Here is a 25,573-nt window from a genome sequence, read left to right as displayed (position 1 = left end):
GGGACGAATCTGCGGGCGCGTCAGGTGGCCTCGTCGTCGTAGGGGGTCGGTCCGGCGGGTGTCGTCGTGCCGTTCGCTTCCTCGCGGACCCCCTCGCGTCCGGCGGCCCCCGAGCGGCGGCCGGCATCGAGCGGGGTGTCGTCCAGGAGGGCGTCGCGCACGATCTTGCGCGGGTCGTACTGGCGCGGATCGAGCTTCGACCAGTCGACGTCCTTGAAGTCCGGGCCCAGCTCCTCGTCGACCCGGCTCCGGGCATCGGTGAGGTACGCACGGGCCCTCCGCACGGCACGGCCGAGCTGCTCGGCGTAACCCGGCAGCCGTTCCGGGCCGATGAGCACCACCGCCAGCACCACGATGAGGCCGAGCTCCCAGCCGTTGATCCCGAACACGGGCCACAGCCTACCCGCGCGACCGCAACCTCTCGGTCAACCGCTCGTCTTCTCGTCCAGGACGACCCGGACCTCACGGCCGTCGCCCTCGGCGCCGGACCGGACCCGCAGCGTGACGGCGTCGCCCGGCGCCAGCGCGCGGATCGCGACGATCAGCTCGTCGGACCGGGACACCGGCCGGCCGTCGATCGCCAGGATCACGTCCCCCGGCACGATCCCGGCCGTGTCCGCGGGACCACCTGGCGTCACCGGCGGCCTGCCGCCCTGTGCCGAGGCCGCGACCTTGACGCCCTCGCCCTGGTAGGTCTGGTCGAGCAGCACACCGATCACGGGGAACGTCGCCTCGCCGGTCTCGATGAGCTGCTCGGCGGTACGGCGGGCCTGGTTGGACGGGATCGCGAAGCCGAGGCCGATGTTGCCCGTCGCGGTGAGCGAACCGGGTGCCTGAGCGATCGCCGAGTTGATCCCGATCACCTCGCCGGCCGAGTTCAGCAGCGGCCCGCCCGAGTTCCCGGGGTTGATCGCGGCGTCGGTCTGGATCGCATCGATGAACGCGGTGGTGGCCTGTTCACCGGCCTGCACGGGACGGTGCAGCGCGGACACGATGCCGGTGGTCACGGTGGCGTCCAGCCCGAGCGGCGAGCCGGCCGCCAGCACGTCGTCACCCACGACGACGTCGTCGGAGTCGCCCAGCACGAGTGGAGTGAGCCCCTTCTCGCCGACCTTGAGCACCGCCAGGTCGTAGTCCGGGGTGGCGCCGACGATCTTGGCACGCTTCTCGTGCCCGTCGGAGAACGTGACGAAGATCGGCACGCCCGACCCCGCCCCCGCGACCACGTGGTTGTTGGTGAGGATGTAGCCGTTCTCCTTGAGCACCATCCCCGATCCGGTGGCCTCGCCCTCGGCGGAACGCACGGCGATCGACACGACGCTCGGCAGCGCCTCGGCGGCGATCGCCGCGACGGATCCCTCCGGCCGCCGGATGGGCTCGCCGCCCCTCGCCTCCGGGAGGGCCGCATCGACCAGACGCGCGTCGTCCTCCCGGGCATTCATCAGGGCCGACCCGCCGATGCCCCCCACCAGGCCGGCGAACAGTGCGAGCGTCGCGACGAGGGCGACCGTCCCCGCCCTGAGGCCCCGCGCGCGGGGGGCGCCGCCCGGGGGCGGCGGAGGCACGGTCCCGGCGGCCGGATGCACCTGCCGCAGGTGTTCCCCGGACGGGCGTGCCGGGTACAGCTGCGCCGGTGACGCGGGCACGTGCTGCCCCACAGGCCCCGGCACCTGCTGTCGTTGCGCGTGCGGCCCGGCCGTCTGCTGCCCCTGCCCCTGCGGTTCGGGCACGTGGGGCTCGGGCACGTGGGGCTCGGGCACGTGCGGCTCAGGCGCCTGCGGGCCGAGGCCCTGCGACCCGGGCTCGGCGCCGCCGGACGCCGGCGGCGCGGCCGGAGGCTGCGCCGAGGGCTGCGGCACCTGACGTGACGCGGGCGTCGGTGGCGCGAAGGGGTTGTCGTCGCTCATGGACTGCTGATCGCTCCCGTGGCCGTATTCCACCCGCGTGCGATGCGGGACAGGACCCCGGCATCGTAGTCATGTGCTGGGAAGGAAGCCACGAGCTCGGCCAGCATGTCCTCCGGCAGATCCGCCACCACGTCGACCACCACGTCGTCGGACTGCCACGCCAGGTGTGCCGGGGTACGGGCCAGCACCTGGACGGAGCCTTCCCCGGCCAGCCTGCCCACGCGCTCGCGCACGACGGCGTGTCCGTCCTCGCCCGCAAGATCGATCTCCACGACCTGCCCTTCGTCGCCGACCAGGCGCACGGCCGTGACCTCCAGGCCGTCGGGCAGGGCGGACGGAGCGGCCCAACCCTCGGAGTCGATCCAGTCGAGCGCCACCGCGCTGCGCTGCTCGGGGACCGCGCCCACCGGCGCGAGCCCGTCGAGGACGTCCTCACCCGCGGCCCGCTCGTCCGGTCCCGTCCGGGCGAGCATGGTCATCGCGTCGGCGGCCGAGACACCCGGAGTCACCTGCGGGCCCTGCCCCAGCCCGAACAGCACCAGGCCGAGCACTCCCACACCGCCGGCGCCGAGCGCCAGGAACCGTGCGGTACGGCGACGGCCCACGGAGACGCGCCCGCTCAGCCGGACGCCGTCGACCAGCCCGGGCAGCGGGACGCCACCCCAGCCAGGGCCGCTCCGGCCAGGTCTGCCCGACCCGTGCAGCCGGGCCGTCGGGCCGAGCGCGTCGAACGCGGGCCGGCGAGGACTGCGCAGCGGGTCGTCGTCCGTGCCGGGGATCGACGCCTGCAACGCGATGAGCCGCGCGGTCAGAGCGGGATCGGGCCGGACGTCCTCCGTGGCCGCCGACAGCAGTCGGCGGGAACGCCGCGCGTCGTCCAGTTCCCTGGCGCATGCCCGGCAGACCGCCACGTGCTCCAGCGCCTGTTCGGTGCGTCCCGTGTCGAGCTGCCCGTCGGCCAGCGCCGAGATCCAGGATCCGAGGTGCGGTGTCATGCCGTGCCCCCGGATTCGCCGGCACGCACCGCCTCGGGCGACCGGTGCTCCAGCGCCTCACGGAGCTGGGCCCGCGCGCGGTGGATCCGCGAGCGTACGGTGCCCAGCTTCACGTTCAGCGTCTTGGCGATCTCCTCGTAGCTGAGCCCCTCGATGTCGCACAGCACGACGGCGGCCCGGTACTCGGGCCGCAGCTCGCCCAGCGCACGCTGCACGTCGTGCCCGAGGTTCGCGTGCTCGAACTCCCGCTCGGGCCTGCCCTGCTCGCCGGTGGCCGCCACGGCCCCGTCGTCGTCGCCCATCGCCTCCATGCGGATCCGCTTGCGGCGGCGCGCCATGTCGAGGAACAGGTTGGTCGTGATGCGGTGGAGCCAGCCCTCGAAGGTTCCGGGCGTGTAGCTCGACAGCGACCGGAAGACGCGGATGAACGTCTCCTGGGTCAGGTCCTCGGCATCCTGCTGGTTGCCGGTCAGGCGATAGGCGAGCCGGTAGACCCGTGCGGAGTGCTCCCGCACGATCTCCTCCCACGTGGGCGGCTGCCAGGGCTCGCCCGAGGTCCGGTCCGCCTGTGCGGCCGGTGCATCGGGTGCGCCGTCTTCCGGCTTCGACGTGCTCACAAGACTCATCGTCCCTCACAACGCCCGGACGTCTCCAGTCGTTCCCGGGACACGGGTAGCCTGGCCCCCGAACTCACCTGGAGGATGTCATCAGCGCAGCCACGGAGCATACGGGCGGCCGCAACGCCAAGGCCGCCGCCTGGATGTACAGCGAGTCGTTCGTGCCCGAGGACGACGTGCTCCTGCGTGCCCGCGAACGCGCGGCGGACCTGGGGTGCCCCTCGGTGCTACCCGGTAGCGGGGCGCTGCTGCGGGTGCTGGCGGCCTCCATGTCGGCGCGGGCGGTGGTGGAGGTCGGCACGGGCGCTGGTGTCGCTGCCCTGTGGCTGCTTCGCGGCATGCCCGAGGACGGCCAGCTCACCACGATCGACCGCGAGGTGGAGCATCAGCGGGCAGCTCGCGAGTCCTTCGCCGAGGACGGCGTCGACCCGCGACGCACCCGCATCATCCCGGGCCGGGCCGACGAGGTCCTGCCCCGGCTCACCGACGGCCACTACGACCTCGTGCTGGTGGGGGCCGAGCCGTACGCCTACCCGGAGTACGTGGAGCAGGCGCTGCGGCTCCTGCGGCCGGGCGGACTGCTCGCGGTGGACGACGCCCTGCACCGCGACCGGGTCGCGGACCCCACCCGTCGCGACGAGATCACGACGATCGTGCGGGAGGTGGGACGCGAGCTGCGGAACGACGCCCGCGTCATGCCCGCCATGGTTCCGAGCGGCGACGGCCTGCTGCTGGCGGTCCGTCGCTGAGGGACCCGACGGGCTCAGCATCACCGTCCCGGTCGCCGAGCTCCCGCCGGGCCGATGAGTCGGTGCTCAGCCGACAACGCCCTTGAGAGCCTCGCCGAGCTCTGTCGCCTCGGTCGCGTTGAGCTCGACGACCAGCCGACCGCCGCCCTCGAGCGGAACACGCATGACGATGCCGCGCCCCTCCTTGGTGACCTCCATCGGCCCGTCACCCGTACGCGGCTTCATCGCAGCCATGTGTGGCTCTCCCATTCCGTTGTCCGTTACCGTGTGCTTCGTCCCCGATCACCGTCGCCGTGTCGCCACCGCGCGTCGATGACGGCGTGCGACAGGCCTCGTGACAGAGGGCACCAGCCCATTCTAGTCGAATTCGCGCCACCTTCTTCACACTTCCGTTTCCTCCCGGAACCGCCCTCTCATGCGGCTTGTGCGTGTCAGCCGAGGCCGCGGACGGCCGCGAGGGGCGGAGCCTCGTCACGCAGGGCGGCGACCATGTCGAGGACGCGTCTCGTCGCGCGCACGTCGTGCGCCCGGAACACCTTCGCGCCGAGCCATGCCGCCACCGCCGTCGCCGCGAGCGTGCCCTCCAGGCGCTCGGCCGGTGGCAGGTCGAGGGTCTCGCCCACGAAGTCCTTGCGGCTGAGCGCCATGAGGAGCGGGAAACGGAGCCCCGTGAGCGCTCCCGTCCGACGCAGCAGGTGCAGGGAGTGCCAGGTGTTCTTCCCGAAGTCGTGCGTCGGGTCCACGATGACCGACGACGACGGCACCCCGGCCGCGACGGCGCGCTCGGCGGCCGCCCGCAACGTGGCCAGCACGTCCTGGACCACGCCGTCGCGGGCGTCGGGGGTGGCGGGCCCCGACGTCCCGGCGGGATCGTCCCGATCGCCCTGCCCCGCGGCGGCCGGCGGCAGCGGGTACTCGACGCGGTAGGGATCCGTCCTCGGGATGGCACCACCCGTGTGGGAGCACACGACCCCGACACCGGCCGCGCCCGCGACCTCGACGAGATGGGGGTCGTGGCCCGCCCAGGTGTCGTTGATCAGGTCCGCGCCCGCCTCGACGGCCGCCCGCGCGACGCCGGCCCGCCAGGTGTCCACCGAGACGAGCAGGTCCGGCAGCTCCGCGCGGACACGTGCGACGAGGGGCGCCACCCGCCGGATCTCCTCCGCCTCGTCCACCGCGGGGCCGACGCCCGCGCGTACTCCGCCGACGTCGAGGATCTCCGCGCCGTGCGCCAGGGCCTGCTCCGCGGCCCGGAGCGCGGCGTCGTCGTCGGGCAGCCTCGCGGGGGCGAAGAACGAGTCGCTGGTCCGGTTCACCACCGCCATCACGACGGGCCGCACCGCGGCGCCGTCGCGCCCGAGTTCCCGGCCGCGCAGCACGAGCGGGGCCGATCCGCCGGGGATGCCCTCGGTCCCGGCGGCCGTCGGCGGACGCTCCCCGGATCCGCTCACGCGGGATCCGCGAGCGCCTGTTCCCCGGCCGCGAGTGCCTCGGCCCGCCTCTCGCCGGCGAGGACGGCGCCCATCTCGACGACGTGCTCGACGGCCTCGGCCGGGTCGTCGGTGATGTGCAGCAGGTCGAGGTCGCGTTCGGAGATCATGCCGCGGTCGAGGACGGCGGTGCGGACCCAGTCGAGCAGGCCGCCCCAGTAGTCGGATCCGAACAGGACCAGCGGGAAGCTGGTGACCTTGTGCGTCTGTACGAGGGTGACGGCCTCGAAGAGCTCGTCGAAGGTGCCGAACCCGCCGGGCATCACGATGAAGCCCTGGGCGTACTTGACGAACATGGTCTTGCGCGCGAAGAAGTAGCGGAAGTTGATGCCGAGGTTGACGTGCTCGTTCACGCCCTGCTCGAACGGCAGCTCGATGCCGAGACCCACGGAGACGCCGCCGGCGGCGTGGGCTCCCTTGTTCGCGGCCTCCATGATGCCGGGGCCGCCGCCGGTGATGACGGCGTAGCCGGCCTCGACGAGCAGCCGCCCCACCTCCTCGGCCTGGGCGTAGTCGGCGTGGCCGGGGTCGGTGCGGGCACTGCCGAACACGGAGACGGCCGGGCCGATCTCCGCCAGAGCGCCGAAGCCCTCCACGAACTCGGACTGGATCCGCATCACCCGCCACGGGTCGGAGTGCACCCAGTCCGCGCGCTCGCCCTTGGCCAGCAGGCGCTGGTCGGTTGTCTCCAGCGGGATCTGGTTCCCGCGCAGCAGCACGGGGCCCTTGCGGTATCCGCGTCCCTGCTGCGGAACTCCGTCGTCACTCATGACGCCAACCTATCTCGGCTGTCTGAGTGGATGGTGGGCCACGGCGCCACAACCTGGCGTGTCACCCGGCGAGCCGGGGCGCGGCTCACCCGACGAGCCAGGCGCGCAGCGCGTCCCGGCAGGCCGCCAGCTCGGCGACCGGGAGGTGTTCGTCGTCCTTGTGGGCAAGGAGTGGGTCGCCCGGGCCGAAGTTGACCGCGGGGATCCCCAGGCCGGCGAACCGTGCGACGTCGGTCCAGCCGTACTTCGGCCGCGGCTCGCCGCCGGTGACCGCCAGGACGGCTGCCGCGAAGTCCTTGGCCATGGGGGCGTCGAGCCCGGGCCGCGCGCCGGGTGAGGAGTCGGTGACGGTCACGTCGAAGCCGTCGAAGACCTCGCGCAGGTGCTGCTCGGCCTCCGCCTCGCTGCGCGACGGGGCGAACCGGTAGTTCACCTCGACCACGCACTCGTCGGGGACGACGTTGCCCGCGATCCCGCCCCGGATGCGCACGGCGTTGAGCCCCTCGCGGTAGTCGAGCCCCTCGACGGTGACGGTGCGCGGCGTGTAGCGGTCGAGCCGGGCGAGCACCTCCGCGGCCGCGTGGATGGCGTTCACCCCGGTCCAGGACCGTGCGGAGTGAGCGGCGACGCCACGCGTGCGGACCTCGACGCGCATGGTGCCGTTGCAGCCGCCCTCGATCCCGGAGTTGCTCGGCTCGCCGAGGACGGCGAAGTCGCCGTCCAGCAGCCGGGGGTGGTTCCGCGCGAGCCGTCCGAGCCCGTTGAGGGACGCCTCGACCTCCTCGTGGTCGTAGAACACCCACGTCACGTCGACGGCGGGTTCCGTGCCGGGCGTGCCGACCTCGCACGCCAGGGCCAGCGCCACCGCGACCCCGCCCTTCATGTCCACGGTGCCGCGTCCCCGGAGGATCGCGCCCGCGGCGTCACCGGGCCGTTCCTCGAGCCGGACGGGAAGGTTGTCCGCGACCGGCACGGTGTCGATGTGCCCGGCGACCACGACCCGACGGTCCCGCCCGAACGTGGTGCGGGCGACGACGGCGTCCCCGTCCCGATGGACGTCGAGGTGCGGGCGGCCTCGCAGGGTCTGCTCGATGGCGTCGGCCAGGGCGGCCTCGTCACCGGAGACGGAGGGGATGTCACAGATCGCGGCGGTGAGCTCCACGAGATCGGAGCCGGGCGCGAGGAGCGCGTCGTCGAAGGGGGTCACGCCCAGAGGCTATCGGGCGCGCTTCTCGTCGAGTGAGACGCGAGGGGCCCGTCCCCTAGGCTTTCCGCATGAGCTCCTCCGCCTCGTCGCCCACCGCCGCCTGGGGCCACGGCCTCGCCACGATCGCCGCTGACGGCAGCGTCCTGGACACCTGGTTCCCCGCGCCCGCGCTCGGTGCTCCGCCGGCAGGTGGTTCGCCCGACCCCGCGCCGCTCACGGAGCTGGTCGCGCTGCAGGGGAAGGACGAGGCTCGCGGTGTGACCACCCAGGCCGTGACCGTGGTGTCGGACCTGACCGTCGGCCCGAAGGACGCCTCGGACGCCTACCTGCGCCTCCACCTGCTCTCGCACCGGCTCGTGCGGCCTCATGAGGTGAACCTGGACGGGCTGTTCGGCACGCTCACCAACGTGGTGTGGACGAGTGCCGGACCGTGCGCGGTCGAGGGCTTCGAGGCGACGCGCCTGCGCCTGCGCGCCCGGGGACCCCTCGCCGTGTACGGCGTGGACAAGTTCCCGCGCATGACCGACTACGTGCTGCCCGCGGGGGTGCGCATCGCCGATGCCGACCGGGTCCGCCTCGGCGCGCACCTGGCCGAGGGCACGACCGTGATGCACGAGGGCTTCGTGAACTTCAACGCCGGCACGCTCGGATCCTCCATGGTCGAGGGCCGCATCTCGGCGGGCGTGACGGTGGGGGACGGATCCGACGTCGGAGGCGGCGCCTCGATCATGGGCACGCTGTCGGGCGGCGGCAGGGAGGTTATCTCCCTCGGCGAGCGCTGCCTGCTCGGGGCGAACTCGGGGCTCGGCATCCCCCTCGGCGACGACTGCGTGGTCGAGGCCGGCCTCTACGTCACCGCCGGGACCAAGGTGACCCTGCGCGGCGGGATGACGGTCAAGGCCGTGGAGCTGGCCGGCCAGTCCAACCTCCTGTTCCGCCGCAACTCGACCACGGGTGCGGTCGAGGTGATCGACCGGTCGGGGACGGGCGTCGAGCTCAACGCCGCTCTCCACAAGAACTGACCAACCCTCCGCGTGAAACTCACCGGGCCGATGTGATCAGGCACGTTCCGCGTTCTAAACTGGGCCGTCTCGTTCGAGGGCACCAGGAAGGTTCGCATGGTCCTGCTCACCCGCCCGTCCGGCGACGCCGCCGGCGAGACCGTCGGTGGCGGTCCGGAGCGGCGTCGCCGCCCGCTGCGGCGCGCCCTGAAATACCTGGCCGCCACGGTGGTCGTGGGAACGGCCGCCACGGCGGGGGTGGTGCTGTTCCTGAACCACCTGTCGGGCACGGCGCCGGTGGCCGAGCGGTGCTCCGCCCAGCTCGACGGCACGAACTGGTACCTCTCCCCCGCTCAGGCCGACAACGCGGCCCTGATCACGGGGACCGCGGTCCGGCGCGACCTGCCCGCCCGCGCGGCGACGATCGCCCTGGCCACCGCGCTCCAGGAGTCCAAGCTCAGCAACATCGCGCACGGCGACCGCGACTCGCTCGGGTTGTTCCAGCAGCGCCCCTCGCAGGGCTGGGGCTCCGAGGAGCAGATCCTCGACCCCGTGTACTCCACCAATGCCTTCTACGACGGCCTGGTGCAGGTCGGCGGCTACGAGGACATGGAGATCACCGACGCCGCGCAGGCCGTGCAACGGTCGGCCTACCCGGAGGCGTACGCGCGGCACGAGGTCCGTTCCCGTGCCTGGGCGTCGAGCCTCACGGGACACTCGCCGGCCTCCCTCACGTGCGAGATCGCACCGGTTGACGACGAGACCCTCCTGGCGGCCGCTCCCGCGCAGGATGTGGTGGCCGGACGTCTGGGCCGGGACCTGGGCCTGGGGCCCTCGGGGGCGACCGAGGGGTCGGCGCTGGTCGAGGTGGACGCGGCACCGCTGACCCCCGGCGAGGCGGAGCGCGGTGCCTGGGCGGTGGCCCACTGGGCCGTGGCCACGGCCGCGGAGACCAACGCCGTCGAGGTCCGGGTGGCGGACCAGGTCTGGACGCGGGAGAGAGCGGAGTGGGCCGAGGCCGCCGAGCCACTCCCGGCCGGCCTGGTCCAGATCCTCCCGGCGGTGGCGGCGTGACGCCGCCACCGCCGGCGACCCGGGCTCCTACAGGTGGAGCTCCGCGGACTCCTCACCCAAGGAGGTGAGCAGGGCGTGCCGCGCCTCGCGTCGCCGGCGCTGCTCTCCCGGCTCCGGAACGGGTGCCGCCGCCAGAAGGCGCTTCGTGTAGTCCTCGCGCGGGGCACGCAGCACGCTGTCCCGCGGTCCCTGCTCGACGATCTCGCCGTTCTGCATCACCACGACACGGTGGGCCAGCAGGTCGATGACGGCCAGGTCGTGACTCACGAACAGGCATGCGAACCGGTACCGCTCCTGCAGCGACGTGAACACCTTCAGGACGCTGGCCTGCACGGACACGTCGAGAGCCGACGTCGGCTCGTCGGCCACGAGCAGCTCCGGCTCCAACGTCAGCGCGCGGGCGATGCTGACACGCTGCCGCTGACCGCCCGACAGCTCGTGCGGGTACCGGTTGAACACCTCGCGCGGCAGCTCGACGGCGTCGAGCAGCTCCATGACCTTCTCGCGGCGGGAACGGGCGTCGCCCACCTTGTGCACGACGAGCGGCTCCGCGATGAGGTCGCCGATCGGGAACCGCGGGTTGAGCGACGCGGCGGGGTCCTGGAAGACCACGCCGATGCGCCGCCGCAGTTCCTTCAGGCGCTTGCCTCGCGTGGTCCCGAAGTCGTGCCCCAGGATCGAGACCGAACCCGAGCGGGCCGGGATGAGACCGAGCGCGCACTTGGCGATCGTCGACTTGCCGGATCCCGACTCGCCCACGAGACCCACGATCTCGCCGGGGTCGACGTGGAAGGACACGTCGTCGACGGCGCGGAAGGGCGGCCTGCCGATCCGGTGGTACTCGATGACCAGGTTCTTCAGGTCCAGAGCGGCCGCCTCGCCCGGGACGGGCGGCGCGGGCTGCGCCACCTCGCCGAACTGGCCGGGTCCCTCCCCGAGGTGCGGCACCGCGGCGAGCAGGCGCTTCGTGTACTCGTGCTTGGGGTGGTTGAGCACCTGGTCCACGGTGCCGGTCTCCACGAGGTCGCCCTTGAGCATGACGGCCACGCGGTCGGCCATGTCGGCCACGACACCCATGTTGTGGGTGATCAGCAGGATCGCCGTGTCCAGCTTCTGGGTGAGCGAACGCAGCAGGTCCAGGATCTCGGCCTGCACGGTGACGTCGAGGGCCGTGGTGGGCTCGTCGGCGATGATGACCGTGGGGTCGCAGGAGATCGCCATGGCGATGACGACGCGCTGCCGCTGGCCGCCGGACAGCTCGTGCGGGTACTGCTTGAGCCGGCGCTCCGGTTCGGGGATCCCGACCATGCGCAGCAGCTCGGCGGCGCGGGCCTCGGCCTGCTTGCCGTACGCGATGCCGTGCAGCTGCAGGCCCTCGGTGAGCTGGTCACCGATGGTGAGAACCGGGTTCAGCGCGGTCATGGGCTCCTGGAACACCATGGCGACGTCGTTCCCGCGCAGCCGGCGCAGGCCGGCGTTGTCCAGCGATCCGACGGCCTTGCCGCCGACGGTGACCGTCCCGCTGACCCGGGCGTTGCCGGGCAGCAGGCCGAGCGCCGTCGTCGAGGTGACGGACTTCCCGGAGCCGGACTCGCCCACGAGGGCGACGACCTCGCCGGGCCGCACGTCGAGGTCGACGCCCTTGACGGCGTGCACCTCGCCGAACTCGGTCCTGAAGCTGACCGTCAGTCCCTCGAAGGACAGGACTGCGTCCCCGGTCGTGTGGGCGGCACCGGAGGTAGAGATGTCGAGTGTGGTCACGGTGTCACTCCTTGGTGCTGGTCTGCCGGGGGTCGAACGCGTCGCGCAGACCGTCGCCGATGAAGTTCACGGACAGGGCGATCGCGAGGATCATCAGGCCCGGCCACCAGAACAGCCAGGGCCGCGTGGTGAACGCATTCTTGTACTCCGAGATGAGCGACCCGAGCGAGACGTCGGGCGTCTGCACCCCGAACCCGAGGAAGCTCAGCGCCGTCTCCAGCAGGATCGCCGCGGCGATGGTCAGCGTCGCCGACACGATCACCACGCCCACGGTGTTCGGCAGGATGTGCCGGACGATGATCCGGACCGGGTGGGTCCCCACGGCCCGCGCCGCCATGACGAAGTCGCGCTCGCGCAGCGACAGCACCTCGCCGCGCACCAGACGGGCCAGGCTGGTCCAGGTCAGCACGCCCAGCGCCAGCACCAGGAGGTTGACGTCGCCGCCCGTCATCCGGCCGAGCACGGCCGCGATGGCGAGCAGCGGGATGATGATGACGACGTCGGTCAGCCGCATCAGCAGCGAGTCGAGGATCCCCCGGAAGTACCCGGCGATCGCGCCGACCAGCGTGCCGATCAGCGTGGACACCAGGCCGACGCCGAACGCGATGTACAGGGAGACCTGCGTTCCGCGCATCGTCAGGGCGAAGTAGTCCTTGCCGATCGTGTTCTGGCCGAAGGGGTGCGCCCAGGTCGGTGAGCCGTCGCCGACCTTGTCGTAGGCGGTCGCGATGTCCTTGTTCCACCAGCCCGGGATCGGTCCGACGCCGATGGACGTGAAGGCCACGACGATGACCGCGGCCAGGGTGATCATCGCGACGATGGCGCCGCGGTGCCGGAAGAACCGGCGGACCACGAGCTGGTTGGCGCTGTACGACTTCGCCTCGGGGACCAGTTCCTCGACGTCCGAGGCCCCGGGCCCCCACCCGGAAGAGTTCTGCTGTGTGTCACTCATGAGTCTTCTCCTCCCGATCGGCGGTTCAGCGCCGGATCCGTGGGTCGAGGGATGCGTAGGCGAGGTCGGCGATGAGGTTCATCACGATCGCCGCTGTCCCGGTGACGAGGAAGAAGGCCATCACGGGTGGCGGGTCGACGTTGACCAGCCCCTCCTGGAAGAGCTGTCCCATGCCCTTCCAGCCGAACACGGTCTCGGTGATCACCGCACCACCGATGAGGGTCGCGAAGTCGAAGGCCACGATCGTGGTGATCGGGATGAGCGAGTTGCGGAAGGCGTGCTTGACGATCACCTCGCGCTCCGAGAGCCCCTTCGCCCGAGCCGTGCGCACGTAGTCCTGGTTGAGCACCTCGAGCATCGAGGACCTGGTGAAGCGGGAGTGGGTGGCGATCGAGACGAGCGCGAGCAGCACGGTCGGCAGGATGAGCTGGGTGCCGTAGTCGATGAGGCGCTGCCAGAAGTCGCCGGTGAAGTTCGGCGTCTGCGCGCCGATCGTGGAGATCGGCCGGGACTTCAGCCCGAGGAAGGACGCCCAGTAGCCCATCAGGATGTCGGCCACGACGACGAGTGAGGTGACCACACCCGTCACGCCGGTGATGAGCATGACCTGTTTCCTGTTGTAGCCGCCCCAGATCCGGCCGATCAGCAGCGAGACCACGATCGTCACCACGAACAGGCCGAACAGGCCGAGCCACGACGGGTCCGCGAGCAGGGGGGTGAAGGCGAGCACCGTGTAGGCGATGGTGCCGACGACGGCGGTGGTCAGTGCCGCGTACAGCGCCGTCCGGTTGCGGATCCCCGACACGATGGCGGTGACCAGGACCGCGGCACCGGCCGAGACCAGGAGCACCATGAAGGGCCCCGAGATCGGGTGCCGGTACCAGTCCAGCAGGTTGAGCAGCAACAGCACGGCGACGACGAACACGAACGTCGTCCCACCCGTGATCATCCTGCGCCGCCGGTCGCCACCGAGTGTCGACGGGATGACGACGGCCAGTACGGCCGCGACAAGGACTATCATCACCGGCCCGAGCTGTCCCGTGGCGATCCAGTCGTTGTACCGGATCGCACCGAACTCCTTGAGCAGCACCGCGGCCCAGAAGACCGGCAGCGAGAAGAAGAGGAAGGCGGCGAAGGTCACGCCATAGTCGAACCCGGAGTACTGCCGGATCGCGGTCAGGATGCCCAGGGCCACGCCGATGACGATGGCGATCAGGGTCGCGGCCGTCACCAGGCGCATCGTCGCGCCGGCGGCGGTACCCGTCAGGAACAGCACGTCCTGCCCGGCGCGGGTCGTTCCCAGGTCACATGATCCCGTGAAGCAGCCGGCCACACCCTTGAGCCATATCCAGTACCGCTCATACCAGTCCAGGTCCAGGTGCATCGTGGCCGCGCGTGCAGCCTTGAGCTGTTCGATGTTGTCGGCGTTCGAGCCCCGGAGGTCGGCGTAGGGATCGCCGGCCTTCGTCGTGAGGAAGAACAACAGCACCGACGACAGCAGCAGGACGACGACGGACGCGAAGGTGCGTCTCAGGATGTATATGAGCACGGGTTCGTGACCCTTCACAGGCGGCCGCCCGTGAGGGACGGCATGGGGGTAGGAGTGGAAAGACATGCCTGCGGGGAAGGAAGCTCTGGGCTCCCTTCCCCGCAGGTCGTGGGATCAGCGGAGGATCACTCCGCGCGTGCCCACTGCTCGGCGTTCCACACGACGCCGCCCTGGGTGGCGGTCGCGCGGACGTTGTTCACCGACGAGCTGGAGGCCACGACGCCCGGGTGGGCGTACAGGGGGATACCGAACAGGGTGTCCCACAGCTCCTTCTCGACGACCTTCCGCTGCTCGGTGTGCACGGCCGGGTCCGTGGACTGCGAGAGGGTCTTCCACGCGGCGTCGACCGTCTCGTTCGAGTAGCCGCCGAAGTTCTGGCCGCCCGTCGTGGCGTAGATGTTCTCGCCCGAGGTGATCTGGCCCGAGCCGGCCCAGGCGAAGAGCGCCACCTCGTAGTCGCCGTTGCCGAGCTCCTTGTCGAAGAACGTCGGGGAGCCCGCGTCGACGATCTCGAAGCCGGCCTGGTCGCACGACGCCTTGATCGCGGACACCGTGTCGGTGCGGCGCGGGTTCGGGTCGAGGTAGCCGATGCGGATCTCGGTGCCCTCTTCCAGGCCCGACTCGGCGAACTTGGCCTTCGCGGCGTCGATGTCGACCGCGTCGTACCGGCCGTCGTAGGCAGCGGAGGTGACCTCCTCGTAGGTGTCCTGGAACGGGAACACCTCGCGGGCGTTCATCACCACGGCCGTGGAGTCGATCGGCTTGATCAGGTCGTCCACGATCTTCTGGCGCGGCACGCACAGGGCGAACGCCTCACGGGCGGCCAGGCCGCCGTTGCTGTCGGCGAAGGCGCTGCTGTCACCGAAGTTGAAGTCGAGGTGCTCCCAGATCAGGGTCTGCCCCGTCTCCAGGTTGACCGAGTCGCCCAGGTCCTCGATCTTCGAGATCGTGTCGACGGTCGGGCCGTTCGGCTGGATCACGTCGAGGTCGCCGTTCTGCAGCGCCTGGATCTGGCCGTCCGACGCGATCTGCCGGAAGGTCAGGGTCTTCGACGCCGGCGCCGGGCCCCAGTAGTCCGGGTTGGCCGTCAGCGTGACCGACTGGCCGGCGGACCAGCCACCCTCGGCGAACATGTACGGACCGCTGGACGGGGTGAGCGCCGGGTCGGGCAGCTCGCCCGGCTTCTCGAGGAGCCAGCCCTCGTTCCAGAACTTGGCGGCGTCCTTGAGCACGTCCCCGTCGAGGTTGTGGATCGCGTCCACGAGCTCCTCGGTCGAGACGCCGATCTGGTCGGCGACGACGTGGGCCGGGAGCGCGGTGTCGACCAGGATCTCCCAGTCGGCGTTCACCCGCTCGTAGTTGTAGGTGAACTGCTTGGCGTCGGCGGAGTCGGCCTCCGGCCCGGCGGGCACGTAGTCGCCCAGCGTCAGGCCACCCACCTGGTTGAACAGCGGCTCCTCGGAGGCGTCGTCCGTGACCGTGATGTCCTTCGTGATGGCCTGAGTGGCCCACGCGAGCAGGTAGTCCGCGTAGTTGACCGGCGTGCCGTCGGACCAGGTCGCCTCGTCGCTGATGGTGTACTGGATCTCGGTCGGGCTCTTCGCCTCGTACGAGCCCCAGGCGTCGTCGTGGCAGACGGTGCCGTCGGTGCCGAAGTAGTAGAAGCTGCCCAGCATCCGGTCCAGGATGGCGCTGTTGTACGTCGAGTACGTGTCGGCGGTCAGCCCGTTGTAGGCGAAGAGCTCCTGCTCGTTCGCAACCTTGATGTCGCCGTCGGCCGTGGTGACGTCGCCGAGATCGGCCTTGCAGGGGCCGTCGGCCATCACGGAGCCGTCGTCGCCGGACCCGCCTTCGGTCTCGTCGCCGCCCAGCGGGCTGGAGCACGCCGAGAAGAGCAGCGCACCGCCGGCCACCGCCGCGATCGCGGCGCTCAGTCGCCTGATCTTCAATGTTCCTCCTCAGGAAAATGACGCGGGTACGGGCCGGTCCGGCCCACGAGCGATGGCTCGTCGCACACCGTTCGAATGGTGTGGCCTACGCCATGGTTTCCGCACACGTTACTCAGCTCGGACATGTCGCTCGCACGCCTCGATCTGTGCATCAACCGATCGTTACCGACTCGATATTGCCCGGTAGCACCGCAGTCCACAAGCACTTGGCGAGGAAACATTGCGGAAACACGCCAAGCGACATCAAGAGAGTGGTGGCGGGATGCCGCCACCATTGACGACATCCCGCCACGGCTGTTCACGGGTTCACGAAGGGGTGCCGATAAACCCCATATCAGGCCGGATCGGTCACCCAGCCGTGCGCCGTGGCGAGCGCCACGACCGCCTGCCGGGTGAGCACCACCTGCTCCGCGGACAGCGTCGGCACGCCGGCCAGCAGCATCTCGGTCACCTCCGCCGTGAGCTGACGGTTCGTGACCGTGTCACCCTCGTCGGCGCCCGTGTCTGGCAGCACGATCGTCGGCCCGGCGGCCGGGACGACGCCTACGGCCGCCGTCCCGTTCGCGGTCGGCGCGGCCGGAGCCGTCTGCGGCTGCGCCACCGGGGTCGACACCAGCGTCACCTGCGACGCCTTCGGACCCCTGTCACCCTCCTCCGTGTCGAACTCGACCACCGCACCCACCACGAGCTTCCGCTTGTCGAACTCGAGATCGTTCACGTGCAGGAACACGTCGTCCCCGCCCTCATCCGGCGCGACGAAACCATATCCGCGCACCTCGTCGTATCGGATCACCCGGCCCTGGACCACTCTCATCACCTTCAACCTCTGGACAACACGTCGAATGCGAGTCTATGACCAGCGGACAAGGTTCGCGCCAGGCCACTTCGCGGCGGTCGGCCCGGCTGCCGCCGCGCGTCCGGCGTGACGCCGCTCACTCATGGGCCGTTCCTGTCACGTCGAGGAACCGGGCCCTGTCGTCGTGGGTGAAGCGACGACAAGGAGAGAACCATGACCACCACCCGCATTCCCCCGGCCGAGATCACCGGCGTCAGCGGCGCCTTCGTCAAGCGGTACGCCAAGAAGACGCTGGGATCGGTGCCCGCCACCCTCGGCGTCTACTGGCACAACCAGCGCGTGCTGCGGTCGACCATCGGCCTCGGCGGCAAGATCCAGAAGTGGGACGCGTGCGACGAGAGCCTCAAGACGTTCGCCCACATGGCCGTCGCCTCGCTGATCGGCTGTTCCTGGTGCCTCGACTTCAACTACTTCCAGGCGCACCAGCTGGACCTCGACATGGACAAGGCCCGCGAGGTGCCCCGCTGGCGCGAGTCCGGCGCCTTCACACCGCTCGAGCGCGACGTCCTGGAGTACGCGGAGGCGATGAGCCACACCGAGCCGACGGTGACGGACGAACTGGTGGACTCGCTCCTGGAGCAGCTCGGACCCGCCGCGCTCGTCGAGCTGACCTCGGTCATCGCCTTCGCGAACCTCACGACACGGACGAACGTGGCACTCGGGATCGAGTCCGACGGGTTCGCCGCTGCCTGCGGACTGAAGCCGCTGGCCGAGCCGGCGCGCTCCACGCCGGCCGTGTGACCCGGCGAGCCCTGGCCGCCGACGCGATCCCGGGCTCCACGACCGGCGCGGCCGCCGAAGCCACCCACGGGCACGTCCGCGGCCGAGGGCCGGACCCGGCCATGGCCGCCGTCGGGCAGAATCTAGGTGATGAGTACGCACGAGGTCTGGTATGTCAGCTACGGGTCGAACCTGTCCTGGGCGCGCCTGAACTGCTACCTGGCCGGCGGACACCCGCCCGGGGCCCTGCGTGCGCAGCCGGGGGCCCGCGACCCCCGGCCGCCGGCCGAGGACCGGCCGGTCGAGCTGTTCGGACGGCTGTACTTCTGGGGCAGGTCGACCACGTGGGCCGGCGCGACCGCCTTCTACGACCACCACACCGCCGGACCGACGGCAGCGCGCGCGTATCGTGTCACGGTCGCACAGCTCACGGACATCGCCGAGCAGGAGATGCACCGCGAGCCCGGCGCCGCGTCCGCATTGGAGGCCGCGCTCACCGGCGGCTTCGACGGCGCCTACCGCGCCGGGCCCGGCCGCTACGAGACGCTGGTCAACGCCGGAACGCTGGACGGTCTGCCGATGTACACGCTCACGTCGCCGCACCGTGTGGACAGCAGCCCGCACGCGACGCCGTCGGAACCGTACCTGGCGACGATGCGCGCCGGGCTGGCGGAGTCGCACGGCTGGAACCGCGAGGCGATCGACAGGTACCTCGGCAGGTGGCTCCCGGCAGGCGCCGGGTGAGCGGCGCCGGAGGCAGCGCCATCCGGACGGCTTTCCCGGCGCCGGGACCGCCCCGCGCGATGGCCGCGGGCGGGTCGGCGTCGTAGTGTCCTGACATGCTGGGGCTCGCGCTCATGATCCGGGACTTCGTCGCCGCGGTCCGCGCCGCGTGGCAGGACGGGACCTTTCGCGGAGCGCTGAGCGCACTCCTGATCCTGCTGGCCATCGCCACGGTGTTCTACAGGATGGCCGAGGGCTGGCCCATCCTGGACTCGCTCTACTTCTCGGTCGTCACGGGGCTCACGATCGGCTACGGCGACCTCGTCCCCACCCGGCCGATCTCGAAGATCTTCACGGTGCTGTACGCCCTCCTGTCGGTGGGGCTGTTCGTGGGCGTCGCCACGTCACTGGCCAAGGCCCTCGCCGGGGTCATGCGGGAACGGCAGGCCAGGCGCAGGGATCACCGGCGCGGCGACTGAGCCAGAGGCTTGGACCAGGCGACCTCGCGGCCGAGCCGGCTCACGGCCGCGTCAGGGGGTTCCGTCCGGCGAAGGCCGGGCGCCGGAGGCCGCCCGGCCCGGAAATCCGCTGACAGCAACACGCTGCGAGCGGTAGCGTCCGCGCGGCATCCGCAGACGAGATGAGAAGAGGAGGTGAGTGACATGGGAGGCAAGAAGTCCCGGCACCGGCACGCCCTGCCCGCCGAGGCGGTGCGCGAACGCGCCGAGCACGCACGGTCGGGCGCGGCGGGAGTCCACGCCGACCAGAATGCCCGGGCGTACCGCACCGGCGCGACGAACCGCGTCGGATCACGCTCGGCGCGAGTGCGTGCGGCGATCCGGGCGGACCTGGGTTAAGGCCTCAGCAGCAGGGCCAGGTGGGCACGCCGCACGGCGTCCTCCACGGCCGGGTCAGGGTGGGGCGGCAGGAGAGGTTCGGCCACGTAGGTCGCCAGCAGTCCGCGGCTGCGCGCCTCGACCTGTTCGGGATCGGCGGTGATCTCTCCGAAGAGGTCGCGGAGATAGGCCAGACGGCGCTCGTCGACGCGGTGCACGCGAGCGCCCACCTCGGGGTCTTCCCGGCCCCACAGGCGGATCGCCAGCTCGGCCGGCTGCAGCCGGCCGCGGTCCGAGACGACGCCGAACAGCTCGGTGAGCCGCTGGGCTGCGTCGCCCCCGTGCTGGTCGACCAGGGTGATGACCTCTTCGGCGGCAGCCTCCTCCCACGCGTCGAGCAGAGCGTCGAGGAAGCTCCGCCGGTCCCCGAACTGCCAGTAGAAGCCGCCCTTGGTCACGTCGAGGGCGGCGGCGAGGGGTTCCACGCGCACCGCGTCGGGCCCGCCGGAGGCCAGCAGGCGCCAGCCCTCCTCGATCCATCGCTGTCGCGGCGTTCGCGCTTTCGCCACGCTGCCCCACCCTTCTGTCTCCTGGTCCGTTGACCTCGGCCAGGGCCCAGTCTACGCTCACTTCCATACGGAACCGTATGGAAGTGGAGAAGACGATGCGCGTACCGACGGCAACCCACACCGAGCGCGACTGGCTGATTCACGAGATCGCGCCGGACTTCGAGATCGAGGACGTCTGGGAGATCCCCGCCGGTCTCACCCCCGAGACGTTCCCCCTCGCCGTCCAGGACCTGGCGGCGGGAGACCCGAGCGACTCCCCGTCGGCGGTCTCCCGGTTCCTCTTCGCCGTCCGCTGGTGGCTCGGCAGGGTCTTCAGCTGGGACGACGCCGGCCGGGGCACCGACGGGCGCGTCGCGAGCCTGGCGGAACGACTCCCGGCGGACCTGCGGGCGACCGCCCCCGAGGCGGGGCCGGCGTCGCCCTTCACCCCGCTGTACCTCACCGACGACGAGTACGCGACCGAGCTCGCCAATGCCACGGTGCACGGCGTCCTGCACCTCAGCATCGCGCCCGGGGAGCAGGGCTACGTCACGCGCATGGCCGTGCTCGTGCGACCCAACGGCAGGGCAGGCCGGTTCTACATGGCTCTGATCAAGCCGTTCCGGTACGCGTTCGTGTACCCGCCGCTCGTCCGGCAGTTCAGCGCGCAGTGGAGCCGTCACGGCGAGGCGTGACCAGGAGTGCGTCCGACCTCCTGCCGGACCGGCGCACGAAGCGGCGGCCCGGCAGCCGTGGCCCGGCAGCCGCGGTCAGGCAGCCGCGGTCAGGCCCGCAGCCACGCCGTCGTCGCGCCGGGGAGGCGTCCACCCTCCAGCGGTGCGCTGGTGAGCAGGACCTCGCCGTCGGGCAGGTCCACGGGGTCCGTGCCGAAGTTCGTGACACTCACCCATCCGCCCGGGCGGCCGAAGGCGAGCACGTCGTCGCGGCCGGACTCGATCCAGGTCAGGCTCTCCGCCGTCTGCAGCTCGTGCCGCAGCGCCAGTGCCCGGCGGTACAGGGTCAGCGTCGAGGCGGGGTCGCCGTCCTCGGCCTCCACCGCGTGGTCCGCGAACCAGGCAGGCTGCGGCAGATCGGCTGGGGCGTCACCGAAACCGAACGAGACGCCCTCCCGCGTCCAGGGCAGGGGCACCCGGCATCCGTCGCGCCCGACGTCGACGCCCGGGTTGCGGAAGAACGTCGGGTCCTGCCGGACCTCGTCGGGCAGGTCCGGCACCTCGTGAAGACCGAGCTCCTCACCCTGGTAGAGATACGACGACCCCGGCAGGGCCAGCTCCAGCAACGTCGCTGCCCTGGCCCGGCGCAACCCCAGCTCGCGTTCGAGCACCGGCTCGGCGCCCCGCGCGAGCAGCCACTGCCTGCCCTGCTTCTCCGCCGTGTGATCGCCCCCGCCCGCGCCCGGGCCGCGCGGAGGCAGGCCGTAGCGGGTGGCGTGCCGTACGACGTCATGGTTGGAGAACACCCAGGTGGTGGACGAACCCGACTCCTCGGCCAGCCCCAAGTTGAAGGTGATGATCTCGCGGAACTGCTCGGCGTCGAAGTCCGCCTCGAGCAGGTCGAAGTTGAACGCCTGCCCCAGCCCGTGGGCACTGGCGTATCGCGCGCGCCGGTGGGCGGCCACCCAGGCCTCGGCGACGGCCGTGCGAGGCGGGTCGTAGGAGTCGAAGACCTTCCGCCAGTCGGCGTAGATGTCGTGCACGTCGTCCCGGTCCCACAGCGGGTGGTCCCCGTCCTTCGGCGTGGCGTCCAGCTCGGCCTGGCTGGGAAGCTCCGCGCCCAGGTTCTTGGCAAGGCCGTGCGCCACGTCCACCCGGAAGCCGTCGACACCACGGTCGGACCAGAAGCGCAGCGTGTGCAGGAAGTCCGCGCGCACCTCAGGGTTGTTCCAGTTCAGGTCCGGCTGCTGCACGGCGAAGTGGTGCATGTACCACTGCCCGTCCCCCACGGGCTCCCAGGCAGGGCCGCCGAAGACGGACGTCCAGTCCGCAGGGGGCTCCGACCCGCGAGGCCCCTTGCCGTCGCGGAAGATGTAGCGGTCACGGGCGGGCGAGCCCTTGGGTGAGGCCAGGGCCTCGCGGAACCACGCGTGCCGGTCCGAGGTGTGGTTGGGGACCAGGTCGACGATCAGCTTGATGCCCGCGGCGTGCAGGGCGGCGACGAGGGCGTCGAAGTCCTCCAGTGTGCCAAGGCGCGGGTCCACGTCGCGGTAGTCGTCGACGTCGTAGCCGCCGTCGGCCAGCGCGGACGGGTAGAACGGGCTGAGCCAGACGGCGTCGATCCCGAGATCGCTCAGGTAGGGCACGCGGCTCGTGATGCCCGGCAGGTCACCCATGCCGTCACCGTTCGAGTCGGCGAAGGCCCGCGGGTAGATCTGGTAGACGGCTGCCTGCCGCCACCAGTTGGCGTCGCGGCTGGTCGCGTCGGGGATCAGGTCGGTCTCGATGACTTCGGTCATGAGGACGTTCGTCTCCTTGCCTTCCACGGTGGGGTCCGGGCGCGGCGGAGGCTTCGATCCACCGGCCGGTAGGTGCAGTCTCCCTCCCGGACGCCCGTCAGCCGCGCAGCCGCACCGAGAGGCAGGTGACGCAGCCCTCGAGCTTCTCGAACTCGGTCAGGTCCACCGCGACGACCCGCAGTCCGCGCTCCTCGAAGACCTCCTTGGTGCGAGGCGCGCTCGTGGACATCAGCACGGTCGACTCGTCAAGGATCACCACGTGCGATCCCTCCTCCTCCGGCACGGCCAGGAAGCTCGGCCACACCGACGGGTCGTCGACGAGCGGCTCGTAGCCGACGACGGTTCCGTCGGGCAGCGCCGTCACCGCGGACTTGAGGTGGAGCACCTTCGTGAGCGGCACACCGATCACCGTTGCCCCGAGCGGCTCGAGCAGCACGGCGAGCTGGTCGACGCCGGACCGGTTCGTCCGGCCGCCGAGGCCGACCCAGACCGTACCGTCGTGCTTGAGCACGTCCCCACCGTCCAGTGTCCCCGGCGCCTCGATGTGCGCGATGCGGTAGCCCAGCCCGCTCAGCGTCCGTTCGGTGCCGGCGGTCTCCGGCTTGCGCTCGTCGGCACCCGGCCGGGAGATCACGGCCAGGTCGCCGTACACGAGCACCGTGTCCTCGACGAAGACGGAGTCGGGGCAGTCCTCGGCCGGCGGCACCTCGACGGTGTCCCAGCCCGCGGCGTGCAGGGCCGCGACGTACTCCTCCCACTGCCTGCCTGCCAGGCCGACGTCGACGGGCTTCCGGTCGATATGGGTCACGAGCCCCTCGGCGAGCCGGGGACTGGGACGACGGACGAGGGCGGTGCGGCTCATGACGAGATCATCTCACCGGCACCGGCACCGCGGACCGCACCTGTCACCAGGACCAGCCGCGGGAGCTGAGCTCGAGTTCCTCCCGCAGCCGCTCGTCCGCGGACGCCTGCTCGTCCAGGCGCAACGGAGCCGCGTCGGTGGGGACACCCGCGAGCCGGCACGCCTCGTGCAGCAGCGCGTCGTAGGCGCTCTGCACCGCGCGCCAGTGATGGGCACGCGCGAACAGGTCAGGATCCTCCTCGACATGGCGCAGCTCGGACGCGAGGTCCCCGAGCCGGGTCTGCAACCGCAGGGTGACCAGCGGATCGGGAGCACGCGCGGGGCGCGCGAGGAAGGTCCAGGCCATGACGAGCCACCGCCGTCGTCATCGAACGAGAGGAATACGAACAGCCTAGATCGGTACGGCCGCGAGGGCCACGTCGCACCGCGGCCGGTTCCGGTAACGGTCGGCCGCACGGTGTCAGCCCTCGGCACGGGTGTGTGCGCGCTCGCCGGGCGGTCCGAAGATGCTGAGGATCTCGACGTCGTGCACGCCGTCGCTGCCGAACCAATGGGGGACGACGGTGTCGAACTCCGCCACCTCACCCGCGTCGAGGAGCAGGTCCCGTTCACCGAGGACGAGGCGGAGCCTGCCGGACAGCACATAGATCCACTCCACGCCCTCGTGTGTCTTCGTGCTCGGCGTCGCGAAGGACCGCGGCACGAGGATCTTCCAGGCACGCGCACCGGGGCCGGGTGCCCGGGTCAGCGGGACGACCGTCCTGCCGCGCACACGTCTCGGGCGGAGCCGGATCCTGGGATCACCGGTCTCGGGAGCACCGACCAGGTCGTCCAGGGCGATCCGATAGGCCCGTGCCAGCGGGAGAAGGAGTTCCAGGCTCGGCCGGCGCTGCCCGGTCTCCAGCCGCGAGAGCGTACTGCGTGAGATGCCGGTCCGCTCCGACACCTCCGCGAGGGTGAGACCGAGGCGGGCGCGCACCGCCTGGAGGCGGGGCCCCACACGTTCCAGGCTCTGGGTGATCGACGCTTCCGCACTCATGGGTCCACCACACCACCACGTCCCAGGAACAGCAACAGAGATTGCCGCACAGGGAGCGCGTCGGTGATGGTGACCGCATGGGAACCAGAACAGCCCGGCAGGTCCGGATCTCGACACGCAGCCGTCTCGCGGGCCTTGTGCTCTGCGTCCTGTCGGCATCGATCGGGACGAGCGCCGCGAACGTCGCGCTCCCGGAGATCGCTGCGGCGTTCGGCGGATCGTTCGCCCGGGCGCAGTGGGTCGTCGTGGTCTACCTGCTCGCCATGACCGCGGCGAGTGTGGCCGTCGGCTCCCTCGGTGACGTCCTCGGCCGCGCCCGGCTGCTCGCCGCCGGTGCGGTCGTGTTCACGGTCGCCGCCGTGGTGTGTGCCGCAGCGCCGTCGTTCGAGGTGCTGGTCGCGGCCCGGGCCGTTCAGGGTGCGGGTGCGGCGGTGATGTTGGCGCTGCCGCTCGCGCTCCTCCGTGACACCGTCGCGGAGGAACGGACCGGACGTGTCATGGGGCTGCTGGGAACGGCGTCCGCCCTCGGGACCGCCGCGGGACCCGTTCTCGGGGGGCTCGCTGCCGGAGCCTGGGGATGGCCGGCCGTGTTCGCGATGATGGTCCCCTTCGGCATCGCGTCACTGATACTCGGTGGGGTCCGGTCCATCGACGCCGCCAGGCCGGGATCACGGCCACGCTTCGACCTCGCCGGGGCACTGGTCCTGACCGCTGCCGTGGCTCTGTACTCGCTCGCCGTCACCGGCCTCGGGCGGCCCGACGGCGGGCCCGCGACAGCCGCGTTGTTCGGTGCGTCGGCCGTCGGCGTGGTGGTACTGGTGCTGATCGAGCGCCGCGCCGCGCACCCGGTGCTGCCGCTGCGTCTGCTGCTCTCACGCACCATGAGCGCGAGCGCTCTGGCGAACCTTGTCGTCGGGGCCGTCATGATGTCGACGCTCGTCGTGGGCCCCTTCTACCTCTCGGGCGCGCTCGGCCTCACACCCGCCGGTATCGGCCTGGTCATGGCCACCGGACCGATCGCCTCGATCGTCAGCGGAGTCGTGGCCGGACGCCTTGTCGACCGGCACGGCCCACGGCGCGTGGTGGCCGGCGGGCTCGCCACCATGATCGCGAGTGCGCTCGTCCTCGCGAGCCTTCCCGGCTGGATCGGCCTGGCCGGCTACGTCGCCGGCGTCGTCGCTCTCGCCCCCGGGTACCAACTCTTCCTCGCCGGCAACAACACCCGGACGATGACCGCCGTCGGGGCCGAACGGCGCGGCACGGCCTCCGGGCTGCTCAGCGTGTCGCGGAACGTCGGTCTCATCACCGGCACCACGGCCATGGGCGCCCTCTTCACCGCCGTCGCCGGCAGCCCTGTCACCGGTGCGTCCACCCCGGACCTCACCGCCGCCATGGCGACCACCTTCGTCGTCGCGGCCGGCATCCTCGCGGGCGCGCTGCTCGTCGTGAGCCTTCCGGACAGGTCCAGGGCCGCAGGGGACTGACCACGGGACGT

At 71.4% G+C, this 25,573-nt stretch carries 27 protein-coding genes; 9 read left to right on the top strand and 18 right to left on the bottom strand.

The window, feature by feature from the left end:
* Positions 1-20: 20 nt before the first annotated feature.
* From HGK34_RS01620 to sigE, 4 genes are read right to left on the bottom strand one after another with little or no spacing between them, the layout of a single operon-like run.
* Positions 21-389, bottom strand: a complete 369-nt coding sequence (locus tag HGK34_RS01620; RefSeq protein ID WP_201844788.1) for a twin-arginine translocase TatA/TatE family subunit — start codon at positions 387-389, stop codon at positions 21-23.
* A 36-nt stretch (positions 390-425) separates the two neighbouring features.
* Positions 426-1,907, bottom strand: coding sequence for a S1C family serine protease (locus HGK34_RS01615; protein WP_201844787.1), 1,482 nt, complete (start codon positions 1,905-1,907; stop codon positions 426-428).
* Positions 1,904-2,902, bottom strand: a complete 999-nt coding sequence (locus HGK34_RS01610) for an anti-sigma factor family protein (RefSeq protein WP_201844786.1) — start codon at positions 2,900-2,902, stop codon at positions 1,904-1,906. Before HGK34_RS01610 ends, HGK34_RS01615 begins: the two co-directional genes overlap by 4 nt.
* Positions 2,899-3,528: an RNA polymerase sigma factor SigE gene (gene sigE, locus HGK34_RS01605; RefSeq protein WP_201844785.1), complete on the bottom strand. Its 630-nt coding sequence runs from the start codon at positions 3,526-3,528 to the stop codon at positions 2,899-2,901. Before sigE ends, HGK34_RS01610 begins: the two co-directional genes overlap by 4 nt.
* Before the next feature lie 134 nt (positions 3,529-3,662).
* Here sigE and HGK34_RS01600 point away from each other — a divergent pair, with 134 nt between their 5' ends.
* Entirely contained in the window at positions 3,663-4,268 is a 606-nt protein-coding gene (locus HGK34_RS01600) for an O-methyltransferase (protein ID WP_201844784.1), read from the top strand.
* A gap of 66 nt (positions 4,269-4,334) precedes the next feature.
* Here the strand turns inward: HGK34_RS01600 and HGK34_RS01595 are convergent, their stop codons facing one another.
* From HGK34_RS01595 to dapE, 4 genes are all read right to left on the bottom strand, one after another.
* On the bottom strand, positions 4,335-4,502 hold the full coding sequence (locus HGK34_RS01595; RefSeq protein WP_123815402.1) for a DUF3117 domain-containing protein: 168 nt from the start codon (positions 4,500-4,502) through the stop codon (positions 4,335-4,337).
* A 197-nt stretch (positions 4,503-4,699) separates the two neighbouring features.
* Positions 4,700-5,719: a dihydropteroate synthase gene (locus tag HGK34_RS01590; RefSeq protein WP_201844783.1), complete on the bottom strand. Its 1,020-nt coding sequence runs from the start codon at positions 5,717-5,719 to the stop codon at positions 4,700-4,702.
* The gene (locus HGK34_RS01585; protein WP_201844782.1) at positions 5,716-6,528 is read right to left on the bottom strand and encodes an LOG family protein; all 813 of its coding nucleotides are present in this window, start codon (positions 6,526-6,528) and stop codon (positions 5,716-5,718) included. The genes HGK34_RS01590 and HGK34_RS01585 overlap by 4 nt, the downstream gene beginning before the upstream one ends.
* A gap of 85 nt (positions 6,529-6,613) precedes the next feature.
* Positions 6,614-7,735, bottom strand: a complete 1,122-nt coding sequence (gene dapE / locus HGK34_RS01580; RefSeq protein ID WP_201844781.1) for a succinyl-diaminopimelate desuccinylase — start codon at positions 7,733-7,735, stop codon at positions 6,614-6,616.
* A 68-nt stretch (positions 7,736-7,803) separates the two neighbouring features.
* On the opposite strand from dapE, the gene dapD reads away from it, so the two are divergent.
* On the top strand, positions 7,804-8,757 hold the full coding sequence (dapD, locus tag HGK34_RS01575) for a 2,3,4,5-tetrahydropyridine-2,6-dicarboxylate N-succinyltransferase (RefSeq protein ID WP_201844780.1): 954 nt from the start codon (positions 7,804-7,806) through the stop codon (positions 8,755-8,757).
* Positions 8,758-8,853: 96 nt separating this feature from the next.
* Entirely contained in the window at positions 8,854-9,810 is a 957-nt protein-coding gene (locus HGK34_RS01570; protein WP_244666265.1) for a hypothetical protein, read from the top strand.
* 27 nt (positions 9,811-9,837) lie between these two features.
* Here HGK34_RS01570 and HGK34_RS01565 read toward each other — a convergent pair whose 3' ends face one another.
* The 5 genes from HGK34_RS01565 to HGK34_RS01545 all read right to left on the bottom strand — a co-directional run bounded on the left by HGK34_RS01565 (position 9,838) and on the right by HGK34_RS01545 (position 16,835).
* Positions 9,838-11,571: an ABC transporter ATP-binding protein gene (locus HGK34_RS01565; RefSeq protein ID WP_201844779.1), complete on the bottom strand. Its 1,734-nt coding sequence runs from the start codon at positions 11,569-11,571 to the stop codon at positions 9,838-9,840.
* A gap of 4 nt (positions 11,572-11,575) precedes the next feature.
* On the bottom strand, positions 11,576-12,523 hold the full coding sequence (locus HGK34_RS01560; protein WP_201844778.1) for an ABC transporter permease: 948 nt from the start codon (positions 12,521-12,523) through the stop codon (positions 11,576-11,578).
* A 25-nt stretch (positions 12,524-12,548) separates the two neighbouring features.
* The gene (locus HGK34_RS01555; protein ID WP_201844777.1) at positions 12,549-14,072 is read right to left on the bottom strand and encodes an ABC transporter permease; all 1,524 of its coding nucleotides are present in this window, start codon (positions 14,070-14,072) and stop codon (positions 12,549-12,551) included.
* A 125-nt stretch (positions 14,073-14,197) separates the two neighbouring features.
* Positions 14,198-16,021, bottom strand: a complete 1,824-nt coding sequence (locus HGK34_RS01550) for an ABC transporter substrate-binding protein (RefSeq protein WP_201844776.1) — start codon at positions 16,019-16,021, stop codon at positions 14,198-14,200.
* Between the two features lie 334 nt (positions 16,022-16,355).
* Entirely contained in the window at positions 16,356-16,835 is a 480-nt protein-coding gene (locus HGK34_RS01545) for a cold shock domain-containing protein (RefSeq protein ID WP_207193113.1), read from the bottom strand.
* Between the two features lie 195 nt (positions 16,836-17,030).
* Here HGK34_RS01545 and HGK34_RS01540 point away from each other — a divergent pair, with 195 nt between their 5' ends.
* The 4 genes from HGK34_RS01540 (at position 17,031) to HGK34_RS01525 (ending at position 19,177) form a co-directional block, all read left to right on the top strand.
* A complete protein-coding gene (locus tag HGK34_RS01540) occupies positions 17,031-17,618 on the top strand; it encodes a carboxymuconolactone decarboxylase family protein (RefSeq protein WP_201844775.1) in 588 nt (195 codons plus the stop codon).
* Positions 17,619-17,747: 129 nt separating this feature from the next.
* Entirely contained in the window at positions 17,748-18,341 is a 594-nt protein-coding gene (locus HGK34_RS01535) for a histone deacetylase (RefSeq protein WP_201844774.1), read from the top strand.
* A gap of 95 nt (positions 18,342-18,436) precedes the next feature.
* The gene (locus tag HGK34_RS01530; protein WP_201844773.1) at positions 18,437-18,799 is read left to right on the top strand and encodes a potassium channel family protein; all 363 of its coding nucleotides are present in this window, start codon (positions 18,437-18,439) and stop codon (positions 18,797-18,799) included.
* 174 nt (positions 18,800-18,973) lie between these two features.
* A complete protein-coding gene (locus HGK34_RS01525; protein ID WP_201844772.1) occupies positions 18,974-19,177 on the top strand; it encodes a hypothetical protein in 204 nt (67 codons plus the stop codon).
* On the opposite strand, the gene HGK34_RS01520 is transcribed toward HGK34_RS01525, so the two are convergent.
* Positions 19,174-19,725: a TetR/AcrR family transcriptional regulator gene (locus HGK34_RS01520; RefSeq protein WP_201844771.1), complete on the bottom strand. Its 552-nt coding sequence runs from the start codon at positions 19,723-19,725 to the stop codon at positions 19,174-19,176. The two genes, HGK34_RS01525 and HGK34_RS01520, sit on opposite strands and share 4 nt — an antisense overlap.
* Before the next feature lie 95 nt (positions 19,726-19,820).
* On the opposite strand from HGK34_RS01520, the gene HGK34_RS01515 reads away from it, so the two are divergent.
* Positions 19,821-20,399: a DUF2867 domain-containing protein gene (locus HGK34_RS01515; RefSeq protein ID WP_201844770.1), complete on the top strand. Its 579-nt coding sequence runs from the start codon at positions 19,821-19,823 to the stop codon at positions 20,397-20,399.
* A gap of 89 nt (positions 20,400-20,488) precedes the next feature.
* Here the strand turns inward: HGK34_RS01515 and HGK34_RS01510 are convergent, their stop codons facing one another.
* From HGK34_RS01510 to HGK34_RS01495, 4 genes are all read right to left on the bottom strand, one after another.
* Positions 20,489-22,177 (bottom strand): glycoside hydrolase family 13 protein, encoded by a 1,689-nt coding sequence (locus tag HGK34_RS01510; protein ID WP_201844769.1) that lies wholly within the window; start codon positions 22,175-22,177, stop codon positions 20,489-20,491.
* 97 nt (positions 22,178-22,274) lie between these two features.
* The gene (gene ddaH / locus HGK34_RS01505) at positions 22,275-23,039 is read right to left on the bottom strand and encodes a dimethylargininase (protein WP_201844768.1); all 765 of its coding nucleotides are present in this window, start codon (positions 23,037-23,039) and stop codon (positions 22,275-22,277) included.
* Between the two features lie 43 nt (positions 23,040-23,082).
* Positions 23,083-23,385, bottom strand: coding sequence for a hypothetical protein (locus HGK34_RS01500; protein ID WP_201844767.1), 303 nt, complete (start codon positions 23,383-23,385; stop codon positions 23,083-23,085).
* A 114-nt stretch (positions 23,386-23,499) separates the two neighbouring features.
* Entirely contained in the window at positions 23,500-24,078 is a 579-nt protein-coding gene (locus tag HGK34_RS01495; protein ID WP_201844766.1) for a helix-turn-helix domain-containing protein, read from the bottom strand.
* 77 nt (positions 24,079-24,155) lie between these two features.
* Here HGK34_RS01495 and HGK34_RS01490 point away from each other — a divergent pair, with 77 nt between their 5' ends.
* On the top strand, positions 24,156-25,562 hold the full coding sequence (locus tag HGK34_RS01490; protein ID WP_201844765.1) for an MFS transporter: 1,407 nt from the start codon (positions 24,156-24,158) through the stop codon (positions 25,560-25,562).
* Positions 25,563-25,573: the final 11 nt, after the last annotated feature.

Source organism: Myceligenerans indicum (genome assembly GCF_016742955.1).
Lineage (GTDB): Bacteria > Actinomycetota > Actinomycetes > Actinomycetales > Cellulomonadaceae > Myceligenerans > Myceligenerans indicum.
This window is presented reverse-complemented; position numbering and strand designations above follow the sequence as displayed.

Excerpts from the sequence above, each read along its gene's own strand:
- HGK34_RS01585 (WP_201844782.1), bottom strand. The coding sequence starts at position 6,528 with ATGAGTGACGACGGAGTTCCGCAGCAGGGACGCGGATACCGCAAGGGC.
- HGK34_RS01500 (WP_201844767.1), bottom strand. The coding sequence starts at position 23,385 with ATGGCCTGGACCTTCCTCGCGCGCCCCGCGCGTGCTCCCGATCCGCTG.
- HGK34_RS01610 (WP_201844786.1), bottom strand. The coding sequence starts at position 2,902 with ATGACACCGCACCTCGGATCCTGGATCTCGGCGCTGGCCGACGGGCAG.
- HGK34_RS01515 (WP_201844770.1), top strand. The coding sequence starts at position 19,821 with ATGCGCGTACCGACGGCAACCCACACCGAGCGCGACTGGCTGATTCAC.
- ddaH (WP_201844768.1), bottom strand. The coding sequence starts at position 23,039 with ATGAGCCGCACCGCCCTCGTCCGTCGTCCCAGTCCCCGGCTCGCCGAG.
- HGK34_RS01545 (WP_207193113.1), bottom strand. The coding sequence starts at position 16,835 with ATGAGAGTGGTCCAGGGCCGGGTGATCCGATACGACGAGGTGCGCGGA.
- dapD (WP_201844780.1), top strand. The coding sequence starts at position 7,804 with ATGAGCTCCTCCGCCTCGTCGCCCACCGCCGCCTGGGGCCACGGCCTC.
- HGK34_RS01490 (WP_201844765.1), top strand. The coding sequence starts at position 24,156 with ATGGGAACCAGAACAGCCCGGCAGGTCCGGATCTCGACACGCAGCCGT.
- HGK34_RS01510 (WP_201844769.1), bottom strand. The coding sequence starts at position 22,177 with ATGACCGAAGTCATCGAGACCGACCTGATCCCCGACGCGACCAGCCGC.
- sigE (WP_201844785.1), bottom strand. The coding sequence starts at position 3,528 with ATGAGTCTTGTGAGCACGTCGAAGCCGGAAGACGGCGCACCCGATGCA.
- HGK34_RS01495 (WP_201844766.1), bottom strand. The coding sequence starts at position 24,078 with ATGAGTGCGGAAGCGTCGATCACCCAGAGCCTGGAACGTGTGGGGCCC.
- HGK34_RS01570 (WP_244666265.1), top strand. The coding sequence starts at position 8,854 with ATGGTCCTGCTCACCCGCCCGTCCGGCGACGCCGCCGGCGAGACCGTC.
- HGK34_RS01540 (WP_201844775.1), top strand. The coding sequence starts at position 17,031 with ATGACCACCACCCGCATTCCCCCGGCCGAGATCACCGGCGTCAGCGGC.
- HGK34_RS01595 (WP_123815402.1), bottom strand. The coding sequence starts at position 4,502 with ATGGCTGCGATGAAGCCGCGTACGGGTGACGGGCCGATGGAGGTCACC.
- HGK34_RS01615 (WP_201844787.1), bottom strand. The coding sequence starts at position 1,907 with ATGAGCGACGACAACCCCTTCGCGCCACCGACGCCCGCGTCACGTCAG.
- HGK34_RS01600 (WP_201844784.1), top strand. The coding sequence starts at position 3,663 with ATGTACAGCGAGTCGTTCGTGCCCGAGGACGACGTGCTCCTGCGTGCC.
- HGK34_RS01560 (WP_201844778.1), bottom strand. The coding sequence starts at position 12,523 with ATGAGTGACACACAGCAGAACTCTTCCGGGTGGGGGCCCGGGGCCTCG.
- HGK34_RS01530 (WP_201844773.1), top strand. The coding sequence starts at position 18,437 with ATGCTGGGGCTCGCGCTCATGATCCGGGACTTCGTCGCCGCGGTCCGC.
- HGK34_RS01535 (WP_201844774.1), top strand. The coding sequence starts at position 17,748 with ATGAGTACGCACGAGGTCTGGTATGTCAGCTACGGGTCGAACCTGTCC.